Source organism: Cupriavidus sp. FW305-27, assembly GCF_058787995.1.
Genome location: NZ_JBYTAG010000028.1, coordinates 69,478 through 81,917 on the forward strand (window position 1 = coordinate 69,478; position 12,440 = coordinate 81,917).

At 68.9% G+C, this 12,440-nt stretch carries 13 protein-coding genes; 9 read left to right on the top strand and 4 right to left on the bottom strand.

Going from position 1 to position 12,440, the window contains the following annotated elements; all coding sequences use genetic code 11:
• Positions 1-37 precede the first annotated feature (37 nt).
• From AC3WRI_RS15510 to AC3WRI_RS15520, 3 genes are all read left to right on the top strand, one after another.
• On the top strand, positions 38-550 hold the full coding sequence (locus AC3WRI_RS15510) for a hypothetical protein (RefSeq protein ID WP_010810451.1): 513 nt from the start codon (positions 38-40) through the stop codon (positions 548-550).
• A gap of 273 nt (positions 551-823) precedes the next feature.
• A complete protein-coding gene (locus tag AC3WRI_RS15515) occupies positions 824-1,960 on the top strand; it encodes an ABC transporter substrate-binding protein (protein WP_492293498.1) in 1,137 nt (378 codons plus the stop codon).
• Positions 1,961-1,997: 37 nt separating this feature from the next.
• Positions 1,998-2,789: an SDR family oxidoreductase gene (locus AC3WRI_RS15520; protein WP_011616332.1), complete on the top strand. Its 792-nt coding sequence runs from the start codon at positions 1,998-2,000 to the stop codon at positions 2,787-2,789.
• A 54-nt stretch (positions 2,790-2,843) separates the two neighbouring features.
• Here AC3WRI_RS15520 and AC3WRI_RS15525 read toward each other — a convergent pair whose 3' ends face one another.
• On the bottom strand, positions 2,844-3,749 hold the full coding sequence (locus tag AC3WRI_RS15525) for a LysR family transcriptional regulator (protein WP_010810448.1): 906 nt from the start codon (positions 3,747-3,749) through the stop codon (positions 2,844-2,846).
• Between the two features lie 112 nt (positions 3,750-3,861).
• On the opposite strand from AC3WRI_RS15525, the gene AC3WRI_RS15530 reads away from it, so the two are divergent.
• From AC3WRI_RS15530 to AC3WRI_RS15550, 5 genes are all read left to right on the top strand, one after another.
• Entirely contained in the window at positions 3,862-5,223 is a 1,362-nt protein-coding gene (locus tag AC3WRI_RS15530; protein ID WP_439672267.1) for an acyclic terpene utilization AtuA family protein, read from the top strand.
• 12 nt (positions 5,224-5,235) lie between these two features.
• Entirely contained in the window at positions 5,236-5,589 is a 354-nt protein-coding gene (locus AC3WRI_RS15535) for an AtuA-related protein (RefSeq protein WP_010810446.1), read from the top strand.
• 42 nt (positions 5,590-5,631) lie between these two features.
• Complete coding sequence (locus tag AC3WRI_RS15540) at positions 5,632-6,597, top strand: Bug family tripartite tricarboxylate transporter substrate binding protein (protein ID WP_454750627.1); 966 nt, start codon at positions 5,632-5,634, stop codon at positions 6,595-6,597.
• Between the two features lie 186 nt (positions 6,598-6,783).
• Entirely contained in the window at positions 6,784-7,830 is a 1,047-nt protein-coding gene (locus tag AC3WRI_RS15545) for an MBL fold metallo-hydrolase (protein WP_492293499.1), read from the top strand.
• Between the two features lie 96 nt (positions 7,831-7,926).
• Positions 7,927-8,691, top strand: a complete 765-nt coding sequence (locus AC3WRI_RS15550; protein ID WP_492293500.1) for an NADPH-dependent F420 reductase — start codon at positions 7,927-7,929, stop codon at positions 8,689-8,691.
• Between the two features lie 24 nt (positions 8,692-8,715).
• On the opposite strand, the gene AC3WRI_RS15555 is transcribed toward AC3WRI_RS15550, so the two are convergent.
• Positions 8,716-9,105, bottom strand: coding sequence for a GNAT family N-acetyltransferase (locus tag AC3WRI_RS15555; protein ID WP_010814084.1), 390 nt, complete (start codon positions 9,103-9,105; stop codon positions 8,716-8,718).
• Positions 9,106-9,292: 187 nt separating this feature from the next.
• On the opposite strand from AC3WRI_RS15555, the gene AC3WRI_RS15560 reads away from it, so the two are divergent.
• On the top strand, positions 9,293-10,780 hold the full coding sequence (locus AC3WRI_RS15560; RefSeq protein ID WP_011616336.1) for an AMP nucleosidase: 1,488 nt from the start codon (positions 9,293-9,295) through the stop codon (positions 10,778-10,780).
• A gap of 38 nt (positions 10,781-10,818) precedes the next feature.
• Here AC3WRI_RS15560 and AC3WRI_RS15565 read toward each other — a convergent pair whose 3' ends face one another.
• A complete protein-coding gene (locus AC3WRI_RS15565) occupies positions 10,819-11,133 on the bottom strand; it encodes an FmdB family zinc ribbon protein (protein WP_010814082.1) in 315 nt (104 codons plus the stop codon).
• A 40-nt stretch (positions 11,134-11,173) separates the two neighbouring features.
• The gene (gene fmdA, locus AC3WRI_RS15570) at positions 11,174-12,406 is read right to left on the bottom strand and encodes a formamidase (protein ID WP_010814081.1); all 1,233 of its coding nucleotides are present in this window, start codon (positions 12,404-12,406) and stop codon (positions 11,174-11,176) included.
• Positions 12,407-12,440 lie beyond the last annotated feature (34 nt).

The following is a 12,440-nucleotide window of genomic DNA, read 5'->3' on the forward strand; positions in this document are numbered from 1 at the left end:
AACTCACCGGCGGTGCGGCCTGAAAAAGGAGAGAGACATGCGCAAACGCATCTTCTGGTTGTTGCCCGACCTGGCGAGTGCCCGTCGCACCATGGACGACCTGCTGCTTGCCCGGCTCGAGAACCGCCACATCCACTTCGTGGCGCGCGACGGCTCCGACATGACCGGCCTGCATGAAGCCAACCTGTTCCAGACCTCCGACATCGTGCATGCCGCCGAGATGGGCTTGATGGTCGGCGGCGGCGTGGGCGTCGTGGCCGGCGTCGTGGTGGCGATGTTCCCGATCGTCAGCGACACCCCGCAGTGGGGCCTCGTCGGCGTGCTGGCGGTGCTGGGCGCGGTGTTTGGCGCGTGGGCCTCGAGCATGATCGGCAGTTCGGCACCCAACAGCCGGCTGCGTGCATTCGAGAAGGACATCGAGGCCGGCAAGATCCTGCTGATGGTCGACGTGCCGCGCAGCCGTGTCGAGGAAATCGAAACCCTGCTCGCGAACGCGCATCCGGAAGCCAGCTTTGCGGGGTTGGACCCGGCTGTGCCGGCTTTCCCCTGAGCCGTCGGCGTATCGTCGCTTATTGTCGTTCAACGCGGTCGCATGTCTTTCCGCGCGCCCTTGCGGCGCGCCCTGACGCGCATCCTTTAGCGCGCCCCGGCTCGCACCGGAACCGCCTTCGCGGTTCCGGTGTGATGCCGCTGCAACACTCCGATCTTTCCCGGTTTGCCCCCATGAGACGCATGCGGTAACTTGCGTAACGGCGCGCGGCCGTGCATGCCGCGCCGCCATACACAATGAAGGACAGCCGCACAGGCGCAAGGGGTCGAGACAATGAAAGCGAAATGGATCGCGTGCGGCATGCTGGCCGCCACGCTGGGATGGGCCGCACAGACGGCCCTGGCGGAACCGGGCGTGACCCGCAACACCATCCGCATCGGCCAGTCGGCCGGCGTCACCGGTCCGGTGGCCGGTTCGGTCAAGGAGCAGATCGCCGGCGCGCAGGTGTACCTGCGCACCATCAACGCCAGCGGCGGCGTGGCCGGGCGGCGCATCGAGCTGGTGACCCACGATGACGGCTTCGATGCCAAGCGCACGCCCGACAATGTGCGCAGGCTGATCGACGAGGACAAGGTGTTCGCGCTCTTCATGGTGCGCGGCACGCCGCAGAACGAAAGCATCCTGCCCATCATCGCCGCGCAGAAGGTGCCGCTGGTGGCGCCGCTGACCGGCGCCATCACGCTGCACCGGCCGGTCAACCGCTACGTGTTCAATGTGCGCGCCAAGTACCAGGACGAGGTGGCGCGCGCGATCAACCACCTGGCCACCTCGGGCATGAGCCGCATCGGCATCTTCTACGCCAACGACGGTTTTGGCCGGGACGTGCTCGAAGGCTACAGCGCCGCGCTGCAGGCGCGCGGGGTGCAGCCGGCGGCGACGGCAAGCTTTGCCCGGCCCATGGGCGATATCACCCAGAGCGTGGCCGCCATGAACAAGGCCAACCCGCAGGCGGTACTGGTGATCGGCTCGGGCTCCGAGGCGGCGCGCATCATCCGCGAACTGCGCCGCGCAGGCAGCGAGGCACAGTTCGTCACGCTGTCCAACAACGCCGCCGATTCCTTTATCCGTGAACTGGGCGACGATGCGCGCGGGCTGATCATCACGCAGGTGGTGCCGGGCACCAACTCCAGCCAGATGACGCTGGCCAGCGAATACCGCAGCCTGGCCAAGCAGCAGGGCGTGGAGCCGTCCAACGCCGGCATGGAGGGCTTCATGTCGGCCAAGGTGCTGGTCGAAGGGCTGCGCCGCGCCGGCCCCGACCTGACGCGCGAGCGCCTGGTCACGGCGCTGGAAGGCATGCGCGACTACGACCTTGGCGGCATCCTGATCAGCTACAGCGCCGAGCGCCATACCGGCTCGTCGTTCGTGGAAATGTCGATCGTCTCGTCCACCGGCAAGCTGATCCGCTGAAAGCCGCGGATAGGGGGGCTGCGGTATAGTCCCCCGCATGGCTACTCCTACCCTCTCCCCCGATTCCCGTACCCCGTTCTCGCTGCACGGCCGCGTGGCGCTGGTTACCGGCGGCGCGCAGGGCCTGGGCCTGGCGATTGCCGCCGGGCTGGCCGACGCCGGCGCCCATGTGCTGGTGGTGGCGCGCAATGCGCAGCGCGTGCAAGCGGCCGTCGCCGCGCTGGCCGCGCGCGGCGGCAGCGCCGAGGCGCTGGTGCTCGATATCACCGATGAAGCCGCCGTGGCTGCCGCGTTCGACCGCATCGACGCCGCCCATGGCCGGCTCGACATCCTCGTCAACAATGCCGGCGCGCGCAACCGCAGCACCATGGCGCAGCTCGATGCCGGCGACCTGCGCGCCATGCTCGAGACCAACCTGGTGGCGCCCTACGCGCTGTGCCGGCTCGCCGCGCAGCGCATGCGCGGCGGCGATTACGGGCGCATCGTCAATGTGAGCTCGATTGCGGGCCAGGTCGCGCGTGCCGGCGACGTGCTCTACCCCGCCACCAAGGGCGGCCTGGATGCGCTCACGCGCGCCATGGCGGCCGACCTGGGGCGGCACGGCGTCACCGTCAATGCGATCGCCCCGGGCTACTTCGCTACCGAGCCCAACCAGCCCATGGTCGAGGACGAGAGCGTGGCCGAGTGGCTGCGCCAGCGCACCTCGCTGGGCCGCTGGGGCCAGCCGGAGGAAGTGGCGGGGGCGGTGGTGTTCCTGGCGTCGCCGGCCGCGTCCTATGTCACCGGACAGGTGCTGGCCGTGGACGGCGGCTATCTCGGGCACTTCTGAGCCGTCGTCGGCGGCAAAGCGTACCCAATTCTGCGTGCCACTCCTGGCGGGTTTTCAGCGCCGCGCGGGCGGCTTGCCGCCGCGGTAGAACGCCTGCAGGCAGTCGATCATCGCGGCTGCAGCGGCCGAGTCGCCGCGGTCCTTGAGCCGCACCAGGCAGATATCGCGCACCAGCGACGGCAGCTGCAGTGGCCGGATCGCCAGCCCCTCGCGCCGGAACTGAAACAGCGCCAGCGACGGCACCGCGCTCACGCCCAGCCCCGCCTGCACCAGCGCCGCCACCGTCGCCAGGTGCTCCACCTCCATCACGCTGGTCAGGCGCAACGGATGCAGCGCGGCGTCCAGGTGCTGGCGCACGCTGGTCGTGCGCGACAGCTGGATAAACGGCAGGCCCGCCAGCATCTGCGGCGTGATGCGGCGCTTGCGCGCCAGCGCATGGTCCGCCGGGCACACCAGGTGGAAGGTGTCGCGCACCAGCGGCTCCACGCGCAGGTCTTCGTCCTGGGCCGGTGCCGGGGCCAGCGCAAAGTCGGCGCGGCCCTGGCGGACCAGTTCGATGCAGCCGTCGGCGAGCTGGTCGAACAGCTCCAGCGCGATGCCCGGATACAGCGCGCGGAACTGCGCCAGCAGCGGCGGCAAGTCGCCGCCGGCCAGCGACGGCAGCGCCGCGATCGACACCCGCCCCTTGCGCCGCTCGGCGTGCGCGCGCAGGTCCTCGAACGCGGTTTCGAAATCGGCCAGCAGCCGGCGCGCGGTCTGCTCGAAGCGCACGCCGTCGCTGCTCAGCTCCACATGCCGCGTGGTGCGTTCGAACAGCCGGCTGCCGGCCTGTTCCTCCAGTGTCTGCACCAGCGCGCTGAAGGCCGATTGCGACAGGTGGCAGGCGCGCGCCGCGCGCGTGAAGTTGCGGTAGGTGGCCAGCGCCACGAAGGCGCGCAGGTGCTTGACCGAGAGGTTCATGGGCTGGCGGATTTATCCACTAAGTCGATAGATTAATCCAAATAATCCGTTTTTTGGCTGGACGTACCAGCCCTAGAATGGGATCGACCCCACCAACGACCTGCCCCCGACCATGACTGCTCCCTTGCTGATCGGCTCCGGCGCCGGCTTCTCCGGCGACCGCACCGATGCCGCGCTGCCGGTGGTGCGCACGCTGATTGCCTCCGGCCAGCCGGCCGCGCTGATCTTCGAGACCCTGGCCGAGCGCACACTCGCGCTGGCGCAGCTGGCGCGGCGCAACGATCCCGCGCAGGGCTACGAGCCGCTGCTCGATGCGCTGCTGGTGCCGGTGCTGGGCCTGTGCCTGCAACACCGCATTCCCATCGTCGGCAATTTCGGCGCCGCCAATCCGCGCGCCGCGGCGCGGCGCGTGCTGCAGCTGGCGCAGGAACTGCGCCTGCCCGAGCCGCGTGTTGCGGTAGTGGAGGGCGATGACCTGTCCGACGATGCGGGACGCGCGCGCTTGCACGGCATTCTTGGCGATGCATTCGACGCCGATCGCTTCGTCTGCGCCAACGCCTATATCGGCGCGCAAGGCATCGCCGAGGCGATCTCCGCCGGCGCCCAGGTGGTGGTGTGCGGACGCGTGGCCGATCCGGCGCTGGCCGTGGGGCCGGCGATGGCGCACTTTGGCTGGTCGTGGGACGACTGGGACCGCCTGGCCGCCGCGACCATGGCCGGCCACCTGCTTGAATGCGGGGCGCAGGTCAGCGGCGGCTACTTTGCCGATCCCGGCATGAAGGACGTACCCGATGTGCATGCGGTGGGCTTCCCGATCGCGCAGCTGGCCGAGGACGGCGGCATCGAGATCTTCAAGGCCGCCGGCACCGGCGGCTGCGTCGACCTGCGCACGGTCAAGGAGCAGCTGCTGTACGAGGTCCACGATCCGGCCGCGTACCTGACGCCTGACGTGGTCGCAGATATTGGTACGGTCACGGTCACGCAACTGGCCCCCGACCGCGTGGCGGTGCGCAATGTGCGCGGCCATCCCCGCCCGGCGCAGCTCAAGGCCAATGTGTTCAGCCACGGCGGCTGGCTGGCCGAGGGCGAAATCTCGTACGCCGGCCCCAATGCCGCCGCCCGCGCGCGGCTGGCCGCCGACATCCTGCGCCGGCGCATGCAGCTGCTGGGCCATGACGCGCCCATCCGCTTCGACCTGATCGGCGTGCTCAGCGTGCTGGCCGACGATGGCGGCGCCATGTTCGCCCAGCGCCAGCCGCATGAGCAAGCGGCGCAGGACGTGCGCCTGCGCGCCGCGTTGGCGCACGACGACCTGACGGTGGCGCAGGCCCTGCAGCGCGAGGTCAATGCGCTCTATACCTGCGGCCCGGCCGGCGGCGGCGGCGTGCGCACCGCGCAGCGCGCGCGCCTGAATGCGGTGTCGTGCCTGGTACCGCGCGAGGCCGTGACGGCCACGCATAGCTTCATCGCCTGAGGAGGTCCGACCATGACTGACACTGCCGCGCTCTACCAGTTCGCACACGGCCGCACCGGCGACAAGGGCAACCGTTCCAACATCAGCGTGATCGCCTACGACGCGCGCGACTACGACCACCTGGTCGAGCACGTGACCGAGGACGCCGTGCGCGCGCTGTTCCGCGAGCGCCGGCCCACGGCCGTCACGCGCTACCTGGTGCCGTCGCTGCAGGCGATGAACTTCGTCCTCGATGGCGTGCTCGATGGCGGCGTCAACGACGCGCTCAACCTCGACACGCACGGCAAGGCGCTGTCGTTCCGCCTGCTGCAGCTTGAGATCCCCGTGCCGCCGCGGCTCGTGTCCGGCACCGCGGCTAGCCACTGATCCACCGCTTCACACCGACAACGACTTCTACAGGAGACCACGATGTACCCATTTCTCAAGCCACTGGCCGTCGCCGCGCTTGCGCTGGTCCTGCCCGCGGGGCAGGCCTGGGCCGAGTTCCCGGACAAGCCGATCCGCTTCGTGGTGCCGTTCGCCGCCGGCAGCGCCACCGACCAGCTGGCGCGTGCCATCGGCCAGGCCATCACCGTGGACAGCAAGGTCACCGTGGTGGTCGACAACAAGCCGGGCGCGAATGGCTTCATCGCCGCGTCGGACGTGGCCAAGGCCGCGCCGGACGGCTACACCGTGCTGATCAGCACCAACACCACGCATGCGGCCAACGAGCACCTGTTCAAGAAGCTGCCCTACGACCCGGTCAAGGACTACGCGCCGATCACCGCGTTGGGCCGCGGCGGCCAGATCATGGTGGTCAACCCGCAGGTGCCGGCCAAGACCGTGGGCGAGTTCATCGCGCTGGCAAAACAGCAGCCGGGCAAGCTCAGCTTCGGCAGCGGCAGCTCGTCGTCGCGCATTGCCGGCGAGCTGTTCCAGCAGATGGCGCATGTGGAGTTGCTGCACGTGCCGTACAAGAGCAACCCGCTGGCCATCACCGACCTGCTCGGCAACCAGATCCAGATGATGATCACGGACACGGCCACCGGCCTGCCGCAGGTCAAGAGCGGCAAGCTGCGCGCGCTGGGGGTGTCGGGCAAGACGCGCTCGCCGCTGGCGCCGGACGTGCCCACCATCGACGAAGCCGGCGTCAAGGGCTACGAGATGAGCTACTGGTTCGCGGCCTATGCGCCCGCCGGCACGCCGCAGCCGGTGGTGGCGAAGCTCAATGCGATGATGGTCAAGGCCGCGCGCGGCGATAGCGCGGCTGGCTTCTACAAGTCGACCGGCACAGAGGTGTTCACCAGCACGCCCGCGGAGCTGGCGAAGTTCCAGTTGCAAGAGTCCGGCAAGTGGGGACGCATCATCAAGGCGGCGAATATCCAGCCGGAGTGAACGCAGGGCAGCGCAAGCTCCCATGCATGGAAAACGGGGCCAAACGGCCCCGTTTTTTACGCAGAAGTAGGTACGCTTTGGTGCTTGCGGCCTTGATGGACAAGGGCCGGCTAAGATATGCCTGGCCGCGCGGCCTTGCCGCTCCGGCCTACTCCTCGACAATACCAACCAGAACAGGAACAGGATATGAAGCAGCAGTCCGTGGTGTGCCATGCAAACTTACATCCCGGCCGTCGCCCGGGGCTGCGCCAGGCCGTATTGTGTGCCGCCATCGCCGTCACCATGGGGGCCGCCGTGCTTCCCGCCATCGCCACTGCGCAGACCGCCACGCCGCCGGCGCAGCAGAAGACCCAGGTGCCGGGCTACTACCGCATGATGGTCGGCCAGCTCGAGGTCACGGCGCTCTATGACGGCTACATCGACCTGGACCCGAAGATCCTCAGGTACACCAGCGCGCGCGAGGTGCAGAGCCTGCTGGCGCGGATGTTCGTCGAATCGACGCCAGGCATGCAGACCGCGGTCAACGCCTACCTGATCCATACCGGCAGCCACCTGGTGCTGGTCGATACGGGCGCGGCAGCCTGCTTCGGGCCCACGCTCGGGCGCATCGGCGAAAACCTGCGCGCGGCGGGCTACGCGCCGGAACAGATCGACACCGTGCTGCTGACCCACCTGCACGGCGACCACGCCTGCGGCCTGGCCGCCAACGGCAAGGCGGCCTTCCCGAACGCAACCGTCTATGTCGACAAGGCCGATGCCGACTACTGGCTCAGCGAGGCCAATGCCGCTGCCGCGCCGAAGGAGGCGCAGGGCCTGTTCGCCATGGCGCGCGCCGCGGTCGCGCCGTACCAGGCGGCGCAGCGCTTCCGGCCCTTCAACGGCGGCGCCGGTGTCGAGCCCGTTCCCGGTGTGCGCGCGGTGCCGGCCAATGGCCATACTCCGGGCCACAGTGGCTACCTGTTCACCTCGGGCAAGGACAGCCTGCTGCTGTGGGGCGACATCGTGCACAGCCATGCGGTGCAGTTCCGCCGCCCGCAAGTGGCGATCGAGTTTGACGTGGACAGCAAACAGGCCGTGATCACGCGCCAGCGCATCCTGGCCGATGCCGCCAAGGGCCGGCTGTGGGTGGGGGGCGCGCATATGCCTTTCCCGGGCCTTGGCCATGTGCGCCGCGATGCGGCCGGGTATGCATGGGTGCCGGCCGAATTCGGTCCGATCCGCAACGACCGCTAGCCGTCCACGCACGGCCGTCGCTTTTCGCCTAGAGTCATCCCAGCTGCCCGTATGACGTACGGGACGGGTGGTCGTGTCTACTGCGGAGGATTTGCGATGAACGCCAAGGCATCCCGCTTCGATCCTGCCCGCCGCCGCTGGCTTGGTGCCGGCGCCGCGGCCCTGGTGCTGGCCGTGCCCCTGCCGCGCGCCGCGCGCGCCCAGCCTGGGCCGGCGGCCAGCCGCGAGGCCGCCGCGCAGCGCATCGGCGTGATCGGCTCGGGCCGCATCGGCGGCACGGTGGGCGGGCTGTGGGTCAAGGCCGGACACCCGGTCCTGTTCTCGTCGCGGCACCCGGAGGCACTCAAGCCGCTGGTGGAAGAATTGGGTACGCTGGCGCGCGCCGGCACCGTGGCCGAGGCGATTGCGTTCTCTGACGTGCTGTTCCTGGCCACGCCCTACGGCGCGCTGCCGCAGCTCAGCCGCGACCATGCCGATGCCTGGCGCGGCAAGATCGTGCTCGATGCCACCAATGCCTATGAGCACCGCGATGGCCCGATCACCGAGGAGGCCAGGCGTGACGGCATCGGCATCACCACCGCGCGCTACCTGCGCGGCGCGCGCGTGGTGCGGGCCTTCAACTTCATGGGGGCGGCACAGTTTGCCAGCGAGCACCACCGGGCGGGCGGCCTGGTGGCGGTGCCCATTGCCGGCGACGACAAGGCCGCGCTCGATGTGGCCGCGCAGCTGGTGCGCGATGCGGGATTCGAACCGGTGGTGGTGGGGCCGCTGGCGAGCGCGGATCGCTTCGCACCGGGCGGGCCGCTGTTCCGGCAGGTGGGTACGGCCGAAGAGTTCCGGCGCAAGATGGGCGCCCGCTGACGCTGCGCCGGGCGCGCTGGCGCATCAGGGCCGGCGCCGCTCCATTGCCACCATCGACGGCGTAAAGCCGAGCTGGCCGAAGAATGCGGCTTCGGAGGAACGCGCCGCGCGCAGCATCCAGGTGATGTCGGGGTCGTTGCCCACGATGTGCCGCACCAGGGCGCGGCCGATGCCGCGCCGGCGGTGGCTGGGCGCGACGGCAACCATCGACAGGAAGCCGTCGCAGACGTCGTCGCACAGTGCGCGGGCAAAGCCGACGATCTCGCCGTGCTCCACCGCCACGACCACCCGTTGGGAGTTGGCCACCAGCCGTGCGAATTTCTCCGGGCCGCCCACCCGGTGGGCCCAGCCGTTGGCGATCAGTAGTTGTCTGGCTGCCTCGATGTCGTCAGGCAACAGGTTACGGATTTCCATCGGCGGCTCTCCCAGTAAAGCGTGTACGGCCCCTCGCCGCCCCCTGCCACGAGGGGCGCCGCGAGTCGAGAACGGCACGGGAACCCGTGCCGCGCAATTGGCGGAGTGTAGCGAGCGGGCGCGGGCGCGTCAATTTGGCTTCCGGCGGGGTCGGGTGCTGCTCACGCAGGCGCGCCGGCGCGGTATCATGGCCTCCATGAACGCCCCCGTCTTTTCCTCCGCACATCCGGCCGATCAGCTTGCCGAGTTCACCGACGCGGATGCGGCGATCGCGCGCATCCGCGACATCTACGAAGCTTCTGTCGGCGCCGTGCGCGCGCGCTTCGATGCCTTCGCCAGCGGCAAGCCGCTGCCCTCGGCCGCGCATGCGTGCTATCCGTACCTGGGCATCTCGGTCAATATCGAGACCATGGTCACCGACAGCCGGCCGTCATGGGGCACGGTGGCCTACCCGGGCGTGTATGGCACCACCGTGACCCGCCCCGACCTGCTGGCGGACTACTACCGCGACCAGATCGAGCGGCTGATGCGCTATCACCGCGTGCCTGTGGTGGTAGGGCTGAGCCGGCGCCCGATCCCGCTGCCGTTCGTGATCGAGGCTTCGACCACCGACATCAGCTACACCCAGGCGCGCGAGCTGGAGGCATCGTTCGTGCTGCCCGAGCTGAGCCGCATCGACGACGGCATCGCCAACGGCACCTATGAGCCGATCCCGGGCGAGGCCTGGCCGCTGTCGCTGTTCCCGGCCGAGCGCGTGGACCTGGCCCTGCAGCGGCTGTACCACTACACCGGCACGGCACCGCAGCATTTCCAGCGCTTCGTGCTGTTCACCAACTACCAGCGCTATGTCGACGAGTTTGTCGAGCTGGGCCGGGGCCTGATGGCCAGCAGCGACGGCGGCGGCTACACCCGCTTTGTCGAACCCGGCGACGTGATGCAGGAACTGGGCGGCGCGGAACCCGACGACGCCTCGCGCCCGCGCGCGCTGCCGCAGATGCCGGCCTATCACCTGGTGCGCGAAGACAAGCTGGGGGTGACGCTGGTCAATATCGGCGTGGGACCGTCCAACGCCAAGACCATGACCGACCACCTGGCCGTGCTGCGCCCGCATTGCTGGCTGATGGTGGGCCACTGCGGCGGCTTGCGCCGCTCGCAGCAGCTCGGCGACTACGTGCTGGCGCACGCCTATGTGCGCGACGACCACGTGCTCGACCACGACTTGCCGCCGTGGGTGCCGGTGCCGCCAATCGCCGAGATCCAGGTGGCCTTGCAGGAGGCCGTTGCGCGCGTGACCGGGCTGTCCGGCAACGAGATGAAGACCCGCATGCGCACCGGCACGGTGGTCTCGACCGACGACCGCAACTGGGAACTCAAGTCCAAGTCGCTGTATGCGCGCTTCAACCAGTCGCGCGCGATTGCCATCGATATGGAAAGCGCGGCGGTGGCGGCCAACGGCTTCCGGCTGCGCGTGCCCTATGGCACCTTGCTATGCGTGTCGGACAAGCCGCTGCATGGCGAGCTCAAGCTGCGCGGCATGGCCAACGCCTTCTATCGCCAGCGTGTCAGCCAGCATATGACCATCGGGCTGGAGGCGATCCGCATCCTGCGTGAGAACGGGGTGGAGCAGCTGCATTCGCGCAAGCTGCGCAGTTTCGACGAGCCGGCGTTCCGCTAGTCGCCCCGCTCCCGGCAGCCGCAAAAGGCAACTTCCGCTCAGTGGCTGATCATCCAGGGCCGCCCCCCGGGGGCCTTGGCCGCGTCCGTGCGCCCGGCCAGCCGGACCGGGCCGCAGCAGCCACACCCGGCGCCATGCGCCGACGATGACCTGGGCTCGGCCGCGCTGCGCTCATTGACCGCATGCGCCGCGCGCGCCGACCTCGCCATGCTGGCCAGCGCCGGTGCGGCCACCAGCGCGCGCGCTGCCAGCGCGCCGCATTGCGGGCAGGCCGCGGCTTCGTCGCGCCGCGACATTGGCCGCATCACCGCGAAATCGCCACAATCTTCACACCGATAGTCGTAGGTGGGCATTGCATCTCCGCCAGTGGGATCACGACAACCACCTTCCAGGCTAGGCCAGGTCGGGGGAAAGGGGCAGGTCCACGCCGCCCTGGATCATCTTCACCGGCCCGCTGGCGTTGGGCCGGATATCGAAATCGAAGATCTGCGTCGGCAGCCACAGCGTGGCGCAGGCATTGGGAATATCCACCACGCCACTGATATGCCCCTGAACCGGCGCTGTGCCGAGGATCGAATAGGCCTGGGCCCGCGAGTAGCCGAACCTGCTCAGGTATTCGATCGCGTTCAGGCATGCCTGCCGGTAGGCCACGTGCACATCCAGGTAATGTTGCTTGCCTGACTCATCGACGGAGATCCCTTCGAAGATCAGGTAGTCGTTGTAGCTCGGCGTGATCGGGCTGGGCTTGAAGATCGGATTGCGGATGCCGTACTTGGCCATGCCGCCCTTGATCAGCGACACGCGCATATGCACCCAGCCGGCCATTTCGATGGCGCCGCAGAACGTGATCTCGCCATCGCCCTGCGAGAAATGCAGGTCGCCCACGGACAGGCCCGCGCCGTCCACATAGACGGGGAAGTAGACCTTGGCACCGCGTGACAGGTCCTTGATGTCGCAGTTGCCGCCATGCTCGCGCGGCGGCACCGTGCGCGCGCCGGCCGCGGCAGCCTGGGCGCGCGCATCGCCTTGCAGCCTGCCCATGTGCGCGGTGGCGGCAAACGGCGGATTGGCCAGGGGGGGCACGCGCCCGGGATCGGTGGCGATGAAATCCATCTCGCGTTTGTTCCACGTCTCCAGCATGGCCTGGTCCGGCAGGCAGCCGATCAGCCCCGGGTGGATCAGCCCGGCAAAGCTCACGCCGGGGATATGGCGCGACGAGGTGTAGAGCCCGTGGAAGTCCCAGATCGACTTCTGCGCCTGCGGAAAGTGGTCGGTCAGGAAGCCGCCGCCGTTCTGCTTCGAAAAGAAGCCGTTGAAGCCCCACTGGCTTTCCGGCCTGGCGCCGATGTCCAGCAGATCCACCACCAGCAGGTCGCCGGGTTCGGCGCCTTCCACGCCTACTGGACCGGACAGGAAATGGACGATCGACAAATCGATGTCGCGCACATCGTCGGCCGAATCGTTGTTCTTGATGAAGCCGCCGGTCCAGTCGTAGGTTTCGAGGATAAAGTCGTCGCCCGGCTTGACCCAGCAGGCCATCGGGATGTCCGGGTGCCAGCGGTTGTGGACGTTGGGGTTCTCGTACGGCGATTCGGCCAGATCGACCTTGATCAGGGTGTCCGTCATGACGTTGCCTCCTGGGTGGAAAAGGGGGTGGGGG

What these genes read in the sequence shown, in the direction of transcription:
- AC3WRI_RS15510 (WP_010810451.1), top strand. Translation starts at nt 38, where the DNA reads ATGCGCAAACGCATCTTCTGGTTGTTGCCCGACCTGGCGAGTGCCCGT.
- AC3WRI_RS15515 (WP_492293498.1), top strand. Translation starts at nt 824, where the DNA reads ATGAAAGCGAAATGGATCGCGTGCGGCATGCTGGCCGCCACGCTGGGA.
- AC3WRI_RS15520 (WP_011616332.1), top strand. Translation starts at nt 1,998, where the DNA reads ATGGCTACTCCTACCCTCTCCCCCGATTCCCGTACCCCGTTCTCGCTG.
- AC3WRI_RS15525 (WP_010810448.1), bottom strand. Translation starts at nt 3,749, where the DNA reads ATGAACCTCTCGGTCAAGCACCTGCGCGCCTTCGTGGCGCTGGCCACC.
- AC3WRI_RS15530 (WP_439672267.1), top strand. Translation starts at nt 3,862, where the DNA reads ATGACTGCTCCCTTGCTGATCGGCTCCGGCGCCGGCTTCTCCGGCGAC.
- AC3WRI_RS15535 (WP_010810446.1), top strand. Translation starts at nt 5,236, where the DNA reads ATGACTGACACTGCCGCGCTCTACCAGTTCGCACACGGCCGCACCGGC.
- AC3WRI_RS15540 (WP_454750627.1), top strand. Translation starts at nt 5,632, where the DNA reads ATGTACCCATTTCTCAAGCCACTGGCCGTCGCCGCGCTTGCGCTGGTC.
- AC3WRI_RS15545 (WP_492293499.1), top strand. Translation starts at nt 6,784, where the DNA reads ATGAAGCAGCAGTCCGTGGTGTGCCATGCAAACTTACATCCCGGCCGT.
- AC3WRI_RS15550 (WP_492293500.1), top strand. Translation starts at nt 7,927, where the DNA reads ATGAACGCCAAGGCATCCCGCTTCGATCCTGCCCGCCGCCGCTGGCTT.
- AC3WRI_RS15555 (WP_010814084.1), bottom strand. Translation starts at nt 9,105, where the DNA reads ATGGAAATCCGTAACCTGTTGCCTGACGACATCGAGGCAGCCAGACAA.
- AC3WRI_RS15560 (WP_011616336.1), top strand. Translation starts at nt 9,293, where the DNA reads ATGGCCTCCATGAACGCCCCCGTCTTTTCCTCCGCACATCCGGCCGAT.
- AC3WRI_RS15565 (WP_010814082.1), bottom strand. Translation starts at nt 11,133, where the DNA reads ATGCCCACCTACGACTATCGGTGTGAAGATTGTGGCGATTTCGCGGTG.
- fmdA (WP_010814081.1), bottom strand. Translation starts at nt 12,406, where the DNA reads ATGACGGACACCCTGATCAAGGTCGATCTGGCCGAATCGCCGTACGAG.